We start from the raw sequence: 13,231 nt of genomic DNA on the forward strand, positions 1-13,231 counted from the left end.
TAATAAACAAAGATGTGGCTGAAATGGCTGTAATTGCGGATTTTATACATGAAAATCATATATTTCGCATAACGCTTTTCTTTATAATTTATAATGCATCATTTCGTATGTTGAATGAGAAATTTGAATACAATAAGATTCTTTTATTTAAAATTCACCTAATATAATAAAAAATATTCAATTACATAATTCAAACGAGAGTAATGTGTGGATAAAAAACGTTTGAAAAATAAATAGAAATGTTTCTATGAGCTATTTTAATATAAGAGCATGGAATTTTTTCACAATTAGCAAAAATAATTATTACCTATTTTGTACCTTTATGAAACTATGGAAAATAAAGGAGTTAAGAAAAAGATAAGAAAATAGAAAATATGCTTATCATTCTTAAAGTGATATGTTGTTTGATAAGTCATTACGCTTCTTTAGGGTTATTGCTTAGGATATCAAAGAAAACCGCATGCCAATTATTCCAGCCTTTGAAGTACAAAGCCGTAGTTGAAAGCAAAGTACTCTACGATGAGCCATTAAAACAACTGGAGAGGAAAAAAGTGGAAAAAATATCTTTTTCCACTTTTCTTATTTTTTTATTGGATTCGACCACTTGCATGAGCAAGCATAGTATAAACTTTTCCGGTATCTGATATCAGGTATTTGCGAACTGAGCTGGAAGAACCAGAACTACGCGATATATCACGTAAGAGCTTTTCGAAATCTGTAACATATTGATTCACTGAACGTTTAAACTCAAAATCGCTCATATATTTTCTCTTAATCATTTCAAATATTTTTTGTCCATTTAAGGTATAAAGGCGTTCTGTTACGATGTTTTTTTGTCCACGTTGATAATGATCCCATAGCTCAACAATGGCATTGTGATTAATAGCTTTCACTATACCAGAAGCTAATGAATTAAGAGAGCTGTTTGCAGGAGATGGTTTTGTTTGCACTGATGTTAAAACATCATCACTAGGGGGAGCATCATAAAACGTTTCTTCACGTGAAGCTCTTTCTAAGAGATTTGACACCCATTTATTTGGTCTTTTTTTGCTTTGATCTTGTTGCAAAATAGGCTTAGGTGGTACGATCTTTTTAACGGACTCAGTGGAATTGTCATTTCTTTGATTAAACATTGATGATGCAGGAAATTCTGATATCAGCTGTTTTTTTGCGCTCTTTTGATCATTTTGTATAACACTGACTAGATCTTGTAACGCTGTAATCTGTTCATTCAAAGCTGTGCGAATTGTTTGCGTTGTTTCTTTTGTCTTTTCTGGAAGTTTTTTAACATTTTCATTGATATCATTATTAATCTTTGAAAGCTCTAAACGAACTTCATCAGCGGAGCGACGTATGTCTTCTGCTGCTTCTGAAAAACGCGTCGATGCTTCACTAACAAGCCTATTAAGTGATTGTTGGAATGAATTTGTGGAGTTACGTGCATTCTTATCAGAGCGTTCAAGTGCTGAGTTGAAGATTTTTTCATAATGTCCAATCAATTGATTAATTTCATGAGACTTTGAAACAAGAGCATCGCTTAATACAGAAAGCATATTATGTTTTTCTTCAAGTGTTGCACTAAGTGAATTTTCAGACTGTTCAAGAACATGAATAGTTTGGGAAAGTGTTTTTGCATGTTCACCAAAACTGCTCGTTATATGATTAATTTGTTCAAAGGTATTCTTTGAAAGTCCTTGCAGAATTTCAACATTATTATTGAGCGCTTGATTTGAGGCTGACAAACGCTCTGCTACTTGGTCCGTGTTGCGGAAAAAATTATTCGCACTCTCATTAAACTGACCATCAATATTTTGAACAGCTGATAATAAAACATTACTATTTTCGTGAAAATTGTAAATTGATTGATTCAACTGTGTTAAGACGGATGAGACATTATTAACAAGTTCTTCCTTCATAACCGTTATTGTTTGAATTGTTTCAGAGTTAGCTTTGGTTAAGCTATTCACTAAAAATTCATTATGTGCATAAATTCTTTGTTCAGCTTCTTGTGTGGAGAGAGAGAGTTGTTCACCGATATGCTGTGTTAAAGAATCTATTGATTCTGTCGTATTTTGCGCTGCTTGATTTAAGTGATTTGTCAGCTCTGTTATTTTTCCAACATGTTTTGAAATTTGTGTTGCTGTTTGATTTTCTGCATTTTCCAGACGGCTCGTTACATCAGAGAGCTGATACCCTAAATCATTTTTAAAATTTTGCATAGAGTGATGAAGAACATCACAGCGTTCATTAAGAACTTGCTCTATTGCTGTTGTTGATGTGTGAATGGTTTCATTCAATAATGCTTGTGCATTATGACTGGCTGTTGCGAAAGCTTCGACAGTATGCGCTGTTTGTTCAGACAGAACGGACAGAACTTTTTCACTGGTATCATAAACAGTTTTTTTGACATTTGATACAATGCGATTGCCTGATTCTGAGAGAATATTTTCTGCTTGTGCAGTAACATTTGTAACAGATGAAAGAATTTGTTCACTCGTAGAAGAAAGAATATCAGAAGCTTTTATAATCTTGTTATGCAGATTATCTGTAACTGTATTAACAGAGTCTTCTAAGGTTACACGCATATTGTCAACACTGCTTTCCAGCGCTTGTTGAATTATCTGACTTTGCTCATTATTAAGCATGAGAGACGTTTTTAACGTGTCAGAACGTTCCTCAATAACAGATGTTTGCATATCAATGGCTTCACAGATTTGGCTAAATTTTTCAGATAATGTTTCCTCTAGCGTTGTTGTCCGTTCAAAAATCTTGTGTGCACGATCTTCTAGATCTGTATCGAATGATTCCATACGTGTTTCAAGGGTTTCAAAGAAAACACCACTCGATTGAGAGAGAGTATTCTTTAAAATTTCGGCATGGCTTTCAAGGTTTTTGATATGATCTTGAACCGTTTCAGTAATGTTCTTATTATTGGCAACAAGTGCACTCTCAACTAAATCTATTTGTTGTTTCAATGCAACATCGACACGTATATCACTTTTTGCAATGAGGTTATGGATTGTTTCCATGCGTTGCTCAAGTGTGCGTGCTTGATCGGCAAGAACTTCATTGAGAGAAAAACTATTAATCGCTAAAGAGTCACGCAGAGCATCGGCACGGATATCAATATTTCTCGCTTGTGCTTCTAAAGCATCTTGGGTTGTATTGCAGCTTTGTACAATAACATCTTGTAGTTTTTCAGTGCATTGAATGATGTTTGTGATATGATTTTCAGCCTGTTTATCAACGACTTGAATATTGTCAGCCAAAACTTTTTCAATATGAGAAGTATTTTGGGACAAGACATCAATTTGATTTCTTAATGTATCCGCAATTTTATTCTTCTCGTTATCGAGCATGTCTGCCATAAGAGCTCGTTGATCAGAAAGTTGTACTTTAAAATCTTGTGAACGTTCTTGTATGATATCAACAATGGCATTGTCGACATACTGAATTTCTTCTCTCAGACTTTCTTTACTTTTATCAATTGCAGAAAGAATAGCTTCACGTCCATTTGTAAATGCATGGGTAATGTCTGCTGTTTTTTCCTGGAGGTTTTCATTTATTTTCAAGACATGAGATTCCAAGAAGTTACCAAGTTTTTCAGCATTATCTTCTAAAGCTTGACTGCGTTCTATAAAGGAATCAATGATCGAATCACTATGTTCTTTAAGAGAAAGATCAACAGTTGCTAAACGTTGTTCAAAGGCTCCAATTGCTTGCGAGGTTACGTTATCAAATTTAGAAGAGAGTTTATGTGCTTGGTCGTCGAGCTTTAAGATCTTCTCATCAAAATTCTGTAGAGATTGATTATTACGATCAATAAGAGCTTTATCCAAGGCTTTAAACTTTTCATCGACAGCGTGCAAAGTTTGATCTGTTACTGCCTGTATATGTGTTGCAATTTTAGCAACATGTACTTCCGCTTTTTCAGCTGTTTCATTAAAGGTTTTTTCTATTTGCTTTTCATTATGATCAAATCGTTTTGCAAAACCATCGAAGTTTTTTCCTAATTCATGAAAAAAATCTGTGTTTTTCTGCTGAATTTGTGTTGTTGTTTCGTTAAATTTTTCAACAAGCTGATTTGTTACGCCATCACCGGCATAGGAAAGCTTTTCAACAAGGTCTTCACCTTGTTTTTGTAAAGTTTGAGAGAGAGTTTGTGCAAGCTTTTCAACATTGGTTACAATTTTAGAGGTAACTAAACCAAATTCATCACTCAGTTGTTCTTGGGTTCCTTTAATTGTTGATTGTACGCGATCTGCGTGATTCAAAATGGCGATGCGTTCATTGCTCAATTCTTTGATTAATGTGTGAATACGTGATTCATTCTCAGCATAGGCTTGTTCTAGGTTGTGAACTTCACCTTGTATGATTGCTTCAAGTTCAACAGCACGTCCGAGGGTACGTTCAATACCTTCGTTCATTGCCGCTACTTCTTCACGAATGGTTTGCCCTATAGCAATAGCTTGTTTTTCAGATAAATGTTGTGGTTCACTAAGGCGTTGTGCAGCATTTGTCATAAGAAGAGCAATGTTATGCAAGTCGTTTGAACGTTTTGTTAATTGAGCAACGCCCCAAGATATAAGGATAGGAATTGCTGTTCCGGCTGCTACAGCGAGTCCTGTTGGGGATGTAACAAAAGTGCTGATATTGGATAAGGAGCTGAGTCCGGTAGGTGCGAGCTTATGCGCAATAAAAGCTCCTCCCGTTGCCCATAAAGCACTAAGCGCTGTTGTATACCAGTAGACTCGAGAGGAAGAACGCTGCTTTAATAGTCCAAAATTTACAGGGGTTGTTATATCATCATTTGCAGGAAGAAGTTTTGTAGACAACAATGTATTATGAACAGTTCCACCTGAAATATCAGGTGAAGGTTTTGGAGTGAAAAGCTGTTCAACAACGGATTTATCAACAACAGCTTCATCATGAATATTAGAAACAAAAGTTGACGTACCGTTTTCAGCAAAGAATTCTTCTTCTGCCATTGCAATTTTTTGAATCAGATCATCGACATTAACAATATTTTCAGAATTATTGGATGATATTGTTTCAAATTCTGTGTCATTGAAATCAAAGTTCATAGCTTTTGTGAGGGCTTCTTCAACTTCAACTTCAAATGTTTGCAATTTGGTTCTGCGTGCCATACTCGCCTCGTACTCTTACAGACGGAAAAGGGATACGTCCTCTTCCACATAATTTCTACATACTAGCTGTTAATTATTTAGAAAGGAATATGCTTAGGAAAAAATTTTAAAAACTTATCAAGATAAAGTTAACGCGGTTTCTTATACCCTGTTTAAAAATGTTATAAAATATAGTAAAAACAATTTATTATTTGAATCTAACAAAAACAAAAATACTGTTTACAACTTGTGTTTATAAAAAACTTTATAAGCCGCTAGTCTTTGAAATAAGGATAATTTAATGGCGGTTATATATACAGTAGGGTGGCGATTACCTCTCTATTAATACCGATGATCGTTAATAAATATTGTTGTCCGTTTACTTTTATTGATTCTAAATGAAGCAGCTTCATCATCACATATAGTCTGTAATAGCTTAGGATGTATAAAAGTATGCCTTTGAATTGTAAGCTCATAAAAAAGTAAACGTGGAAAAATTTTTAATTTAATATAGCTTTTCGTAAGTTGCGCTTTATTATTGCCTTAAAGAGCCGTTTTTTCTCTAATTTCAGTTGTTTGTTGCTAAATTTTGAAGCTTCTACGTTGACAATTGGATATTTTTCAGTCGATATGCATGCACGAATATTTTATGCAATCGAGATGAAGGTGTAAGAATAATGGCAGAGCGATCACAACACCTGCAAGATGTGTTTTTAAATACGGTGCGTAAGCAAAAAATTTCCCTTACAATTTTTCTTGTCAATGGCGTTAAACTCACAGGTATTGTAACTTCATTTGATAATTTTTGTGTTCTTTTACGCCGAGATGGACACGCGCAATTGGTTTATAAGCATGCTATTTCTACGATTATGCCTGGACAGCCTGTGCAGATGTTTGAGGGTGAAAGTCCTGAGTAAGCATGTCATTTTAAGATAGACCTCTTATCCCATTTTAAAAGTACTTAGATTGCTATGATAAATGAAAATGAGAGATTAGGAGGGATATTTTCGCAGAATACAGGACAGGTGCGCGCACTTGTTTTGATACCAATTTTTCAAGAAAATAGAAGTGAAAGCTCTTTGAGAGAGTGTTCGATATCTTCTCGTGTTAAAGAGTCATTAGGCTTAGCGTGTGCTATAAGGTTAGAAGTTGTTAATTATGAAACGATTAATATTGCAACGCCTCGCTCTGCAACTCTCTTTGGAAAAGGTAAAGTAGATGCGTTAACCTGTTACATAGATGAATATTCTATTGAGCTTGCGATTGTAGATCACTTTTTAACACCAGTACAGCAGCGTAATTTAGAAAAATTATGGAATTGCAAAGTTATCGATAGAACGGCTTTGATTCTTGAAATTTTTGGGGATCGTGCACGAACAAAAGAAGGAGTTTTGCAAGTAGAGTTAGCGCATTTGTCCTATCAAAAAGGGCGACTTGTGCGTAGTTGGACGCACTTGGAAAGGCAACGGGGGGGGCGTGGCTTCTTAGGTGGACCTGGTGAAACGCAAATTGAAGCAGACAGGCGTCTTTTACAAGAGAAAATTATTCGTATTCGACGCGAATTGGAAACGGTTATTAAAACACGTGCACTTCATAGAGCAAAAAGGAAAAAAACATCTTATCCTGTTGTGGCACTGGTAGGATATACGAATACAGGAAAATCAACTCTCTTTAACCGTTTAAGTGGTGCAGATGTTTTAGCAAAGAATATGTTATTTGCAACGCTTGATCCGACTTTGCGCAAAGTTGTTCTTCCCCATGGAAAAACTATTCTTTTGTCTGATACTGTAGGGTTTATTTCTAACTTGCCAACAAATTTGATTGCAGCTTTTAGAGCAACCCTTGAAGAAGTGGTTGAAGCGGATCTCATTCTTCATGTAAGAGATATGTCAGATCTTGATCATCGTGCACATGCTCAAGATGTTTTAGAAGTGCTTTCAAGTCTTGATATCGATATTGATGATATGGAGCATATCATAGAAGTTTGGAATAAGATTGATATGTTGGATGAGCAGGCATTGAATGTTTTACAAACAAGCGCAAAAACACGATTAAATCCTGCTCTCATGGTATCAGCGCTTAAGGGGGATGGACTCGATCAATTATTAAGAGCCATTGAAAAGCGAATTTTTGGAGAGGTGCAAAGCATTGAATATCTTTTAAAACCTCATGAAATGTCGCTTATCGATTGGTTTTATGAAAACTCTGCGGAAATAATGCAAGAAGGACATGATGATGGGTCTGTTACCATTAGAGCCGTTATTACTTCTGAAGCAAAAAAACAATTAGAGAACATCAAAAAAAATATGAATTAAGTTCTTTAAAGCTATTGCTGAACATTTGTGCTTAAATTTTATGTTTTTATTATCTGAAAATAATATGACAGCAAGTTAAGAGGATAGTTACTACTTTCTCTTAATAAAACAATATGAAGAAGTATTTTGCTGGTTAAAATAAAGATGAGTCTTAAGTGTAATAAAAGACTATTCGTACGTACCGTATGGCGAAGCATTTTGATTGTTTTGCTATTACAAGTGCTATGTATATCTTTGATTTGGTTGTATTATTTTGTCCAGCCCCGTGGTTACCAAGCAACTTTAATATTTTCATTATCTGATTCTGTAGGAAAACCGTTACCAATCAAAAAGCAAGACAATGTTATCGCCTTTTTGTTTTCACAGCCTATGTTCTTCAATGATTCGCAATTTTCTTTAAGTGCTTTTAATAAGAAAAAAAATCATGAAAATATCCGTTTATCGCGTCGTGGTGATTTTATCGATTTGACTTTTGAAGCTGAGACACTTGAAGCAGCTCAACGTGGGTTGGAAACTTGGTTTTCCGCATTTTCACAAGCAATTATAAAACAGAAACAATTCTTGTTAAATGATAAATTAGAAGACAAACAATATGATAATACCGCAATCGTTAATATCGTGCAGGGATTTCGTACATCTGTTGAGTCTTTTATTCAGCAGGGTGTAAAACAAACAGAGCTTCATGATCTTTCTATGCAATTAACGGAAGCAACTTTAAAGCGTATTCATTTAACAAGTTTGAACTCAACGATTAACACGATGCGTGAAAAGGGACAGTCTTTATTGTCTTTATCGTTTATTGCAGGTAATTCAGCAATTGTTGCTCTGGAATCTAAACGTGATCTTTTGGAAACGCAAAGAGCACATATGGCGGTGCAATTGGGGTGGACACATCCTCAAATTAAAGCAATGACTGCGGAATTAGAAACAGTTTCTCATCAATTAAAAAATAAAATTTTACAAATCGTTTATCAAGTTCATTCAGATGAGGTTATTGCAACGGAATTAGAAAAACAGCTCAAAAAAAGAATGAACTTTTTTGTAAAAGATCAATCCCAATCTTTGAATGAAATATTTAACGAGTTTGAAAATAAAATAAAAGCAGCAGTCGATGCACAAAATAAAGCGATGAGTAACTCTGCTCAACGAAGAGAAAAAATTATTGGTTCATATCGGAGATTGAGTGATGATCCTCTTCTTTTACAAAACACAAATATCCACGTGGTTATGCCAACAACGTTAGCACCAATTTCTTTTATGGCTCTTTATGGAAAAAATATTTTTGTGAGTGCATTGGCTAGCTTCCTTACTCTTTTACTAGGAATATTGTTATTTTATCCGTGCTTTAAAAGCAAAAAAGATCAACCTTCAGAAGAGGATTTGAGATCAAAAGAAAATGCTCTTAAGAAGAACGAGAGTATTTTAGTCTCTCAAGAAATGAAAAATCTTGAAGCTTTTATTACGATAGAGGGATTATCTGATGTTTTGAAATGGCGTGCTTCGACCATTATTTCAATCATTGGACCAGAGGCTGCACGGACAGCGGCAAAGCTTTCACTTCATCTCACAAAAGAGAACAAAACAATTTTGTTGGTCGATATTTCTGGTCAACAAATAGAGAAGGTCATTGGTCCACATCGCGGACTGAGTGATATTTTAACGGGCAATGCCCAGTTGCATGATGTTATTTACCGTGATTATGATACGGGGGTTGATATTCTTCCTCAGGGGTTAACAAGTGCTATTTCTGCACAAGATTTTTCAAATGACATTTCTCATATATTACAAGAATTTAAAAAAGAATATGACTTTATCATCCTTGAGATGGCAAGCGAACCAAAATATGGATTTGAGCAATTTGCAGAGCTAACAGACTATTATATTTGTAATACTGTTCTTAATGAACAAGAATGGATGATGCGGATGGTAAGCAGCTTTCCAAAGACTGTTTATCGCGTTGTTGCATCATAAACTTCGTAAAAAAGAAATATGTATCACATGTTATAGTAGTACGCTTGTTTTTTGCTAAAGTTATAGTACATACTAAAATACACAAAGATTTGATGTTTAAATTTTAAAATGCATTGTAGTTGGAGAGAAGCGTGGGGCAATCAGAGATGGCAGTAAAGAGATTAAACAATAGCATTTTAACGCCCGTGCAAAAGAAAAATAGAAAACAAATACAGGTGTGGCTTTACTCTATTTTATTGCTTTGTTTAGCAATTGTCTTAGTAGGTGGCGCTACTCGTTTGACGGGATCAGGATTATCTATAACGGAATGGAAGCCAATACACGGCGTTATTCCACCGATTGGTGTGGATCAATGGCAAGAGGAATTTTTAAAATATCAACAGATAGCACAATATAAGCTGCTTAATCCTGATATGACCTTAAGTGCTTTTAAGGTCATTTTTTGGTGGGAATGGGCGCATCGTGTTCTTGGGCGTCTTGTTGGTCTTGTTGCTTTATTGGGGCTCATTTGGTTTTGGGCGACTAAGCGTGTTGAAAAAAATATCTTACTCCCGCTTATTATCGTGCCTATTCTTATCGCCTTTCAAGGCTTTATTGGTTGGTGGATGGTTGCTTCAGGGATTGGGCAAAGCAATTTAACAAGTGTGAGCCAATATCGTTTGGCATTTCATCTTATAACGGCATGTTTTGTTATTGTTTTTGTTACTTATTTATCTCGAGGACTTGCAGAATACTCAGAAAAGCCAGCAAATCAAAAGGTGCAATATTTTGCGGCTTGGCTTGTTGTTCTCGTCTTGATAGAGATTTATTTTGGAGCTTTGGTTGCGGGGCTTCATGCTGGAAAAGTCTATAATACATGGCCTCTTATGGATGGGCAGATTATTCCTGATGGATTGTTGCAGCTTCGTCCTGTTTGGCTCAATTTATTCGAAAATTCCTTAATGGTTCAATTTATTCATCGGTTTTTTGCTTATTTTTTATTTATTATCTCAGTTATTCATGCTTTCTATGTACAAAAAAACATTCCACATTCAACCCATTCTCGTCGTGCATTTCTTATCTGTGTTATGATTATTATTCAAGCACTCTTGGGTATTTTAACGCTGTTACATGAGGTTCCGATAAGTTTAGGGCTCATTCACCAAAGTATGGCACTAGCAGTGTTGTGTTTTGCGGTTGCGCACTGGCGAGCAACGAAAGGGGCATATCGCGTTGTTGAATAAAAGTTTGTATTTAGGGAGTTTTAGTCGCTTGAAAGCATTAAGTCGAGGTTCTGGATAGCCGCAGCTGATGCGCCTTTTCCTAAATTATCGAATATGGCGCTGAGATTAAAAATACCTTCACGATCATTTCCAAATATGAACAGTTTCATATTATCTTTATTGGCTAAACACTCTGGATTAAGTCTTTGAAGTGAAGCAGTTTCTTCTTGTGATGCAACTAAAATGGTATTTTGTCCATCGTAATGGTTTGCGAGAATTTCGCGCAAATCAGAACAGTTTGCTGATTTTGTGAATAAATGGCGATGCAGAGGAAGATTCACAATCATTCCTTGGGGAAAACGACCAACACTTGGTATAAAAATTGGGGTTTTGTTGATTTGTCCATAAATTTTAATTTCTGGCACATGTTTGTGTTCAAGATTAAGACCATAGATAAAATAATTGTCCTGAATGTTTTGTTGAGATTGATTTTCCATTTGTAAAATCAACTGTTTTCCACCACCAGTATAGCCGGAGATTGCGTTAATCGATATGGGATAATAGGCGTCTAGCAGTCCTGCTTCACGGAGTGGGCGAATCAAACTAATGGCACCGGTAGGATAGCACCCAGGATTGGTTACATAATGTGCTGCTTGGATGCGCTTTCTTTGTCCTGCTGTCATTTCAGGAAAACCGTAAATCCAGTCTGGTGCAACACGGTGGGCTGTCGAGCTATCAATAATCCTAATGTTTTTATTTTTTTTAAGCCAATGAACTGTTTCGCGTGCAGTATCATCTGGAAGACACAAAATAGCAATATCGGCTTGATTAAGATAGTCTTGTCGCAGATGAACATTATGGCGATCTTTATGAGCAAGAGAGAGTAGTTCTAAATCTGTACGTTTCTCTAAGCGTTTTTGTATTTGTAGTCCGGTTGTGCCATGTTCACCATCAATAAAAACTTTGGTTAGCATTCTTATTTGCCTTGTATTAACTTTGCCTATTATATTCAGCTTTTCACATTATAAATTATTTTTAATCATTAAATTATTGAATTTCTTTAGATTATAGATACCTTTTGTAAAAGGTGTAAACAAATAAGAGTGTAAAAAAAGAAATGTAATCTCATTTTTCATCATTCTTGAGAGGGAAGTTTTTCACTGTTTTTATAACAAAGAGTAAGATAAATATTTGCATCATTATTTTTGAGTGTAAGTGGTTTAAAATGTTTGGTTTGCATGGTTTGCTGTGTTATCGTTCAGTGACTTTATTTTTTTTATGTTAGGAACGTGTTTTATGACTCAGCAAGCAAGTGACGCAGAAAAGCGCTTTTTTAATGATAATTTACAAACTGTTGATGGTGCAATCTTTGATGCAATTAGAGGGGAGTTTGAGCGTCAACAACATGAAATTGAGCTGATTGCTTCAGAGAATATTGTTTCAAGGGCGGTCCTTGAAGCGCAGGGGTCTGTTTTAACTAATAAGTATGCAGAAGGTTATCCAAGAAAGCGCTACTATGGCGGGTGTCAATTTGTTGATGTCGTTGAAGATTTAGCCATCGAAAGGGCAAAACAGCTTTTTGGTGCTGCTTTTGCGAATGTACAGCCTAATTCTGGTAGCCAAATGAATCAAGCTGTCTTTTTAGCTTTACTTCAGCCTGGTGACACATTTATGGGATTAGACTTAAATGCTGGTGGTCACCTTACGCATGGTTCATCTGTTAATATGTCAGGAAAATGGTTTGATGTTGTTTCCTATGGTGTGCGTCAAGAAGATCAGATTATTGATATGGATGAGGTTGAGCAGCTTGCAAAAGAACGTAAGCCCAAACTTATTATAGCGGGTGGCTCATCTTATCCACGGCTATGGGATTGGAAACGATTCCGTGAAATTGCAGATGAGATTGGTGCTCATCTACTCGTTGATATGTCTCATATTGCCGGTCTTGTTGCTGGTGGCGTGCATCCTTCACCCGTTCCACATGCGCATATTGTAACAACAACAACACATAAGTCGCTTCGAGGTCCTCGTGGTGGTTTAATATTGACAAATGATGAGTCTTTATCCAGAAAAGTTAATTCTGCAATTTTTCCTGGTCTTCAAGGTGGTCCTTTAATGCATGTAATTGCCGCAAAGGCTGTTGCATTTGAGGAGGCTTTGCGTCCCTCTTTCAAGAGTTACAGTGCCAATGTGGTCGCTAATGCGAAAACTTTAGCAAAAATATTACAGAGTAATGGTTTTAATATTGTTTCTGGTGGTACAGATAATCATTTGTTGTTGGTTGATTTACGTTCCAAAAATCTAACAGGTAAACGTGCTGAATTGGCTTTGGGGCGCGCTCATATTACCTGCAATAAAAATGGTATTCCTTTTGATCCTGAAACGCCATCTATAACATCGGGAATTCGCTTGGGATCACCTGCTGCCACAACACGTGGTTTTTTAGAAAAAGAGTTTATTCAAGTTGGTCATCTGGTTTCAGAAGTTCTTGATGGTCTTCGGAGCGCAAAAAGTGATGAAGATAATTATGCCGTTGAAATGGCTGTTGAGAAAAAGGTAAAAGATATAACGAGTCAATTTCCTCTTTACTCTTATCTTAGTACTCGTTAAGGACACA

At 35.8% G+C, this 13,231-nt stretch carries 7 protein-coding genes; 5 read left to right on the top strand and 2 right to left on the bottom strand.

The features are described from left to right. Positions 1–587: 587 nt before the first annotated feature. Positions 588–5,147 carry a hypothetical protein gene (locus tag ACFIJ9_RS05235; RefSeq protein WP_375636048.1) on the bottom strand — a complete coding sequence of 1,520 codons (4,560 nt, stop codon included), beginning with the start codon at positions 5,145–5,147 and terminating at the stop codon, positions 588–590. 656 nt (positions 5,148–5,803) lie between these two features. Here ACFIJ9_RS05235 and hfq point away from each other — a divergent pair. From hfq to ACFIJ9_RS05255, 4 genes are all read left to right on the top strand, one after another. Continuing rightward, positions 5,804–6,043: an RNA chaperone Hfq gene (gene hfq, locus ACFIJ9_RS05240; RefSeq protein WP_005773461.1), complete on the top strand. Its 240-nt coding sequence runs from the start codon at positions 5,804–5,806 to the stop codon at positions 6,041–6,043. Positions 6,044–6,097: 54 nt separating this feature from the next. After that, complete coding sequence (gene hflX, locus ACFIJ9_RS05245; RefSeq protein WP_375636049.1) at positions 6,098–7,441, top strand: GTPase HflX; 1,344 nt, start codon at positions 6,098–6,100, stop codon at positions 7,439–7,441. Positions 7,442–7,585: 144 nt separating this feature from the next. Then, positions 7,586–9,412: a hypothetical protein gene (locus ACFIJ9_RS05250; RefSeq protein WP_375636050.1), complete on the top strand. Its 1,827-nt coding sequence runs from the start codon at positions 7,586–7,588 to the stop codon at positions 9,410–9,412. Positions 9,413–9,558: 146 nt separating this feature from the next. Beyond that, positions 9,559–10,635: a COX15/CtaA family protein gene (locus tag ACFIJ9_RS05255; protein WP_375636051.1), complete on the top strand. Its 1,077-nt coding sequence runs from the start codon at positions 9,559–9,561 to the stop codon at positions 10,633–10,635. A gap of 20 nt (positions 10,636–10,655) precedes the next feature. Here ACFIJ9_RS05255 and argC read toward each other — a convergent pair whose 3' ends face one another. After that, a complete protein-coding gene (argC, locus tag ACFIJ9_RS05260; protein WP_375636052.1) occupies positions 10,656–11,588 on the bottom strand; it encodes an N-acetyl-gamma-glutamyl-phosphate reductase in 933 nt (310 codons plus the stop codon). Positions 11,589–11,910: 322 nt separating this feature from the next. Here argC and glyA point away from each other — a divergent pair, with 322 nt between their 5' ends. After that, positions 11,911–13,224: a serine hydroxymethyltransferase gene (gene glyA, locus ACFIJ9_RS05265; RefSeq protein ID WP_375636053.1), complete on the top strand. Its 1,314-nt coding sequence runs from the start codon at positions 11,911–11,913 to the stop codon at positions 13,222–13,224. Positions 13,225–13,231 lie beyond the last annotated feature (7 nt).

The sequence above is a fragment of the Bartonella sp. MR90HLJMH genome (assembly GCF_042194115.1).
GTDB classification, from domain to species: domain Bacteria; phylum Pseudomonadota; class Alphaproteobacteria; order Rhizobiales; family Rhizobiaceae; genus Bartonella; species Bartonella grahamii.

Coding starts and splice junctions, on each gene's coding strand:
- ACFIJ9_RS05235 (WP_375636048.1), bottom strand. CDS start 5,147: ATGGCACGCAGAACCAAATTGCAAACATTTGAAGTTGAAGTTGAAGAA.
- hfq (WP_005773461.1), top strand. CDS start 5,804: ATGGCAGAGCGATCACAACACCTGCAAGATGTGTTTTTAAATACGGTG.
- hflX (WP_375636049.1), top strand. CDS start 6,098: ATGATAAATGAAAATGAGAGATTAGGAGGGATATTTTCGCAGAATACA.
- ACFIJ9_RS05250 (WP_375636050.1), top strand. CDS start 7,586: ATGAGTCTTAAGTGTAATAAAAGACTATTCGTACGTACCGTATGGCGA.
- ACFIJ9_RS05255 (WP_375636051.1), top strand. CDS start 9,559: ATGGCAGTAAAGAGATTAAACAATAGCATTTTAACGCCCGTGCAAAAG.
- argC (WP_375636052.1), bottom strand. CDS start 11,588: ATGCTAACCAAAGTTTTTATTGATGGTGAACATGGCACAACCGGACTA.
- glyA (WP_375636053.1), top strand. CDS start 11,911: ATGACTCAGCAAGCAAGTGACGCAGAAAAGCGCTTTTTTAATGATAAT.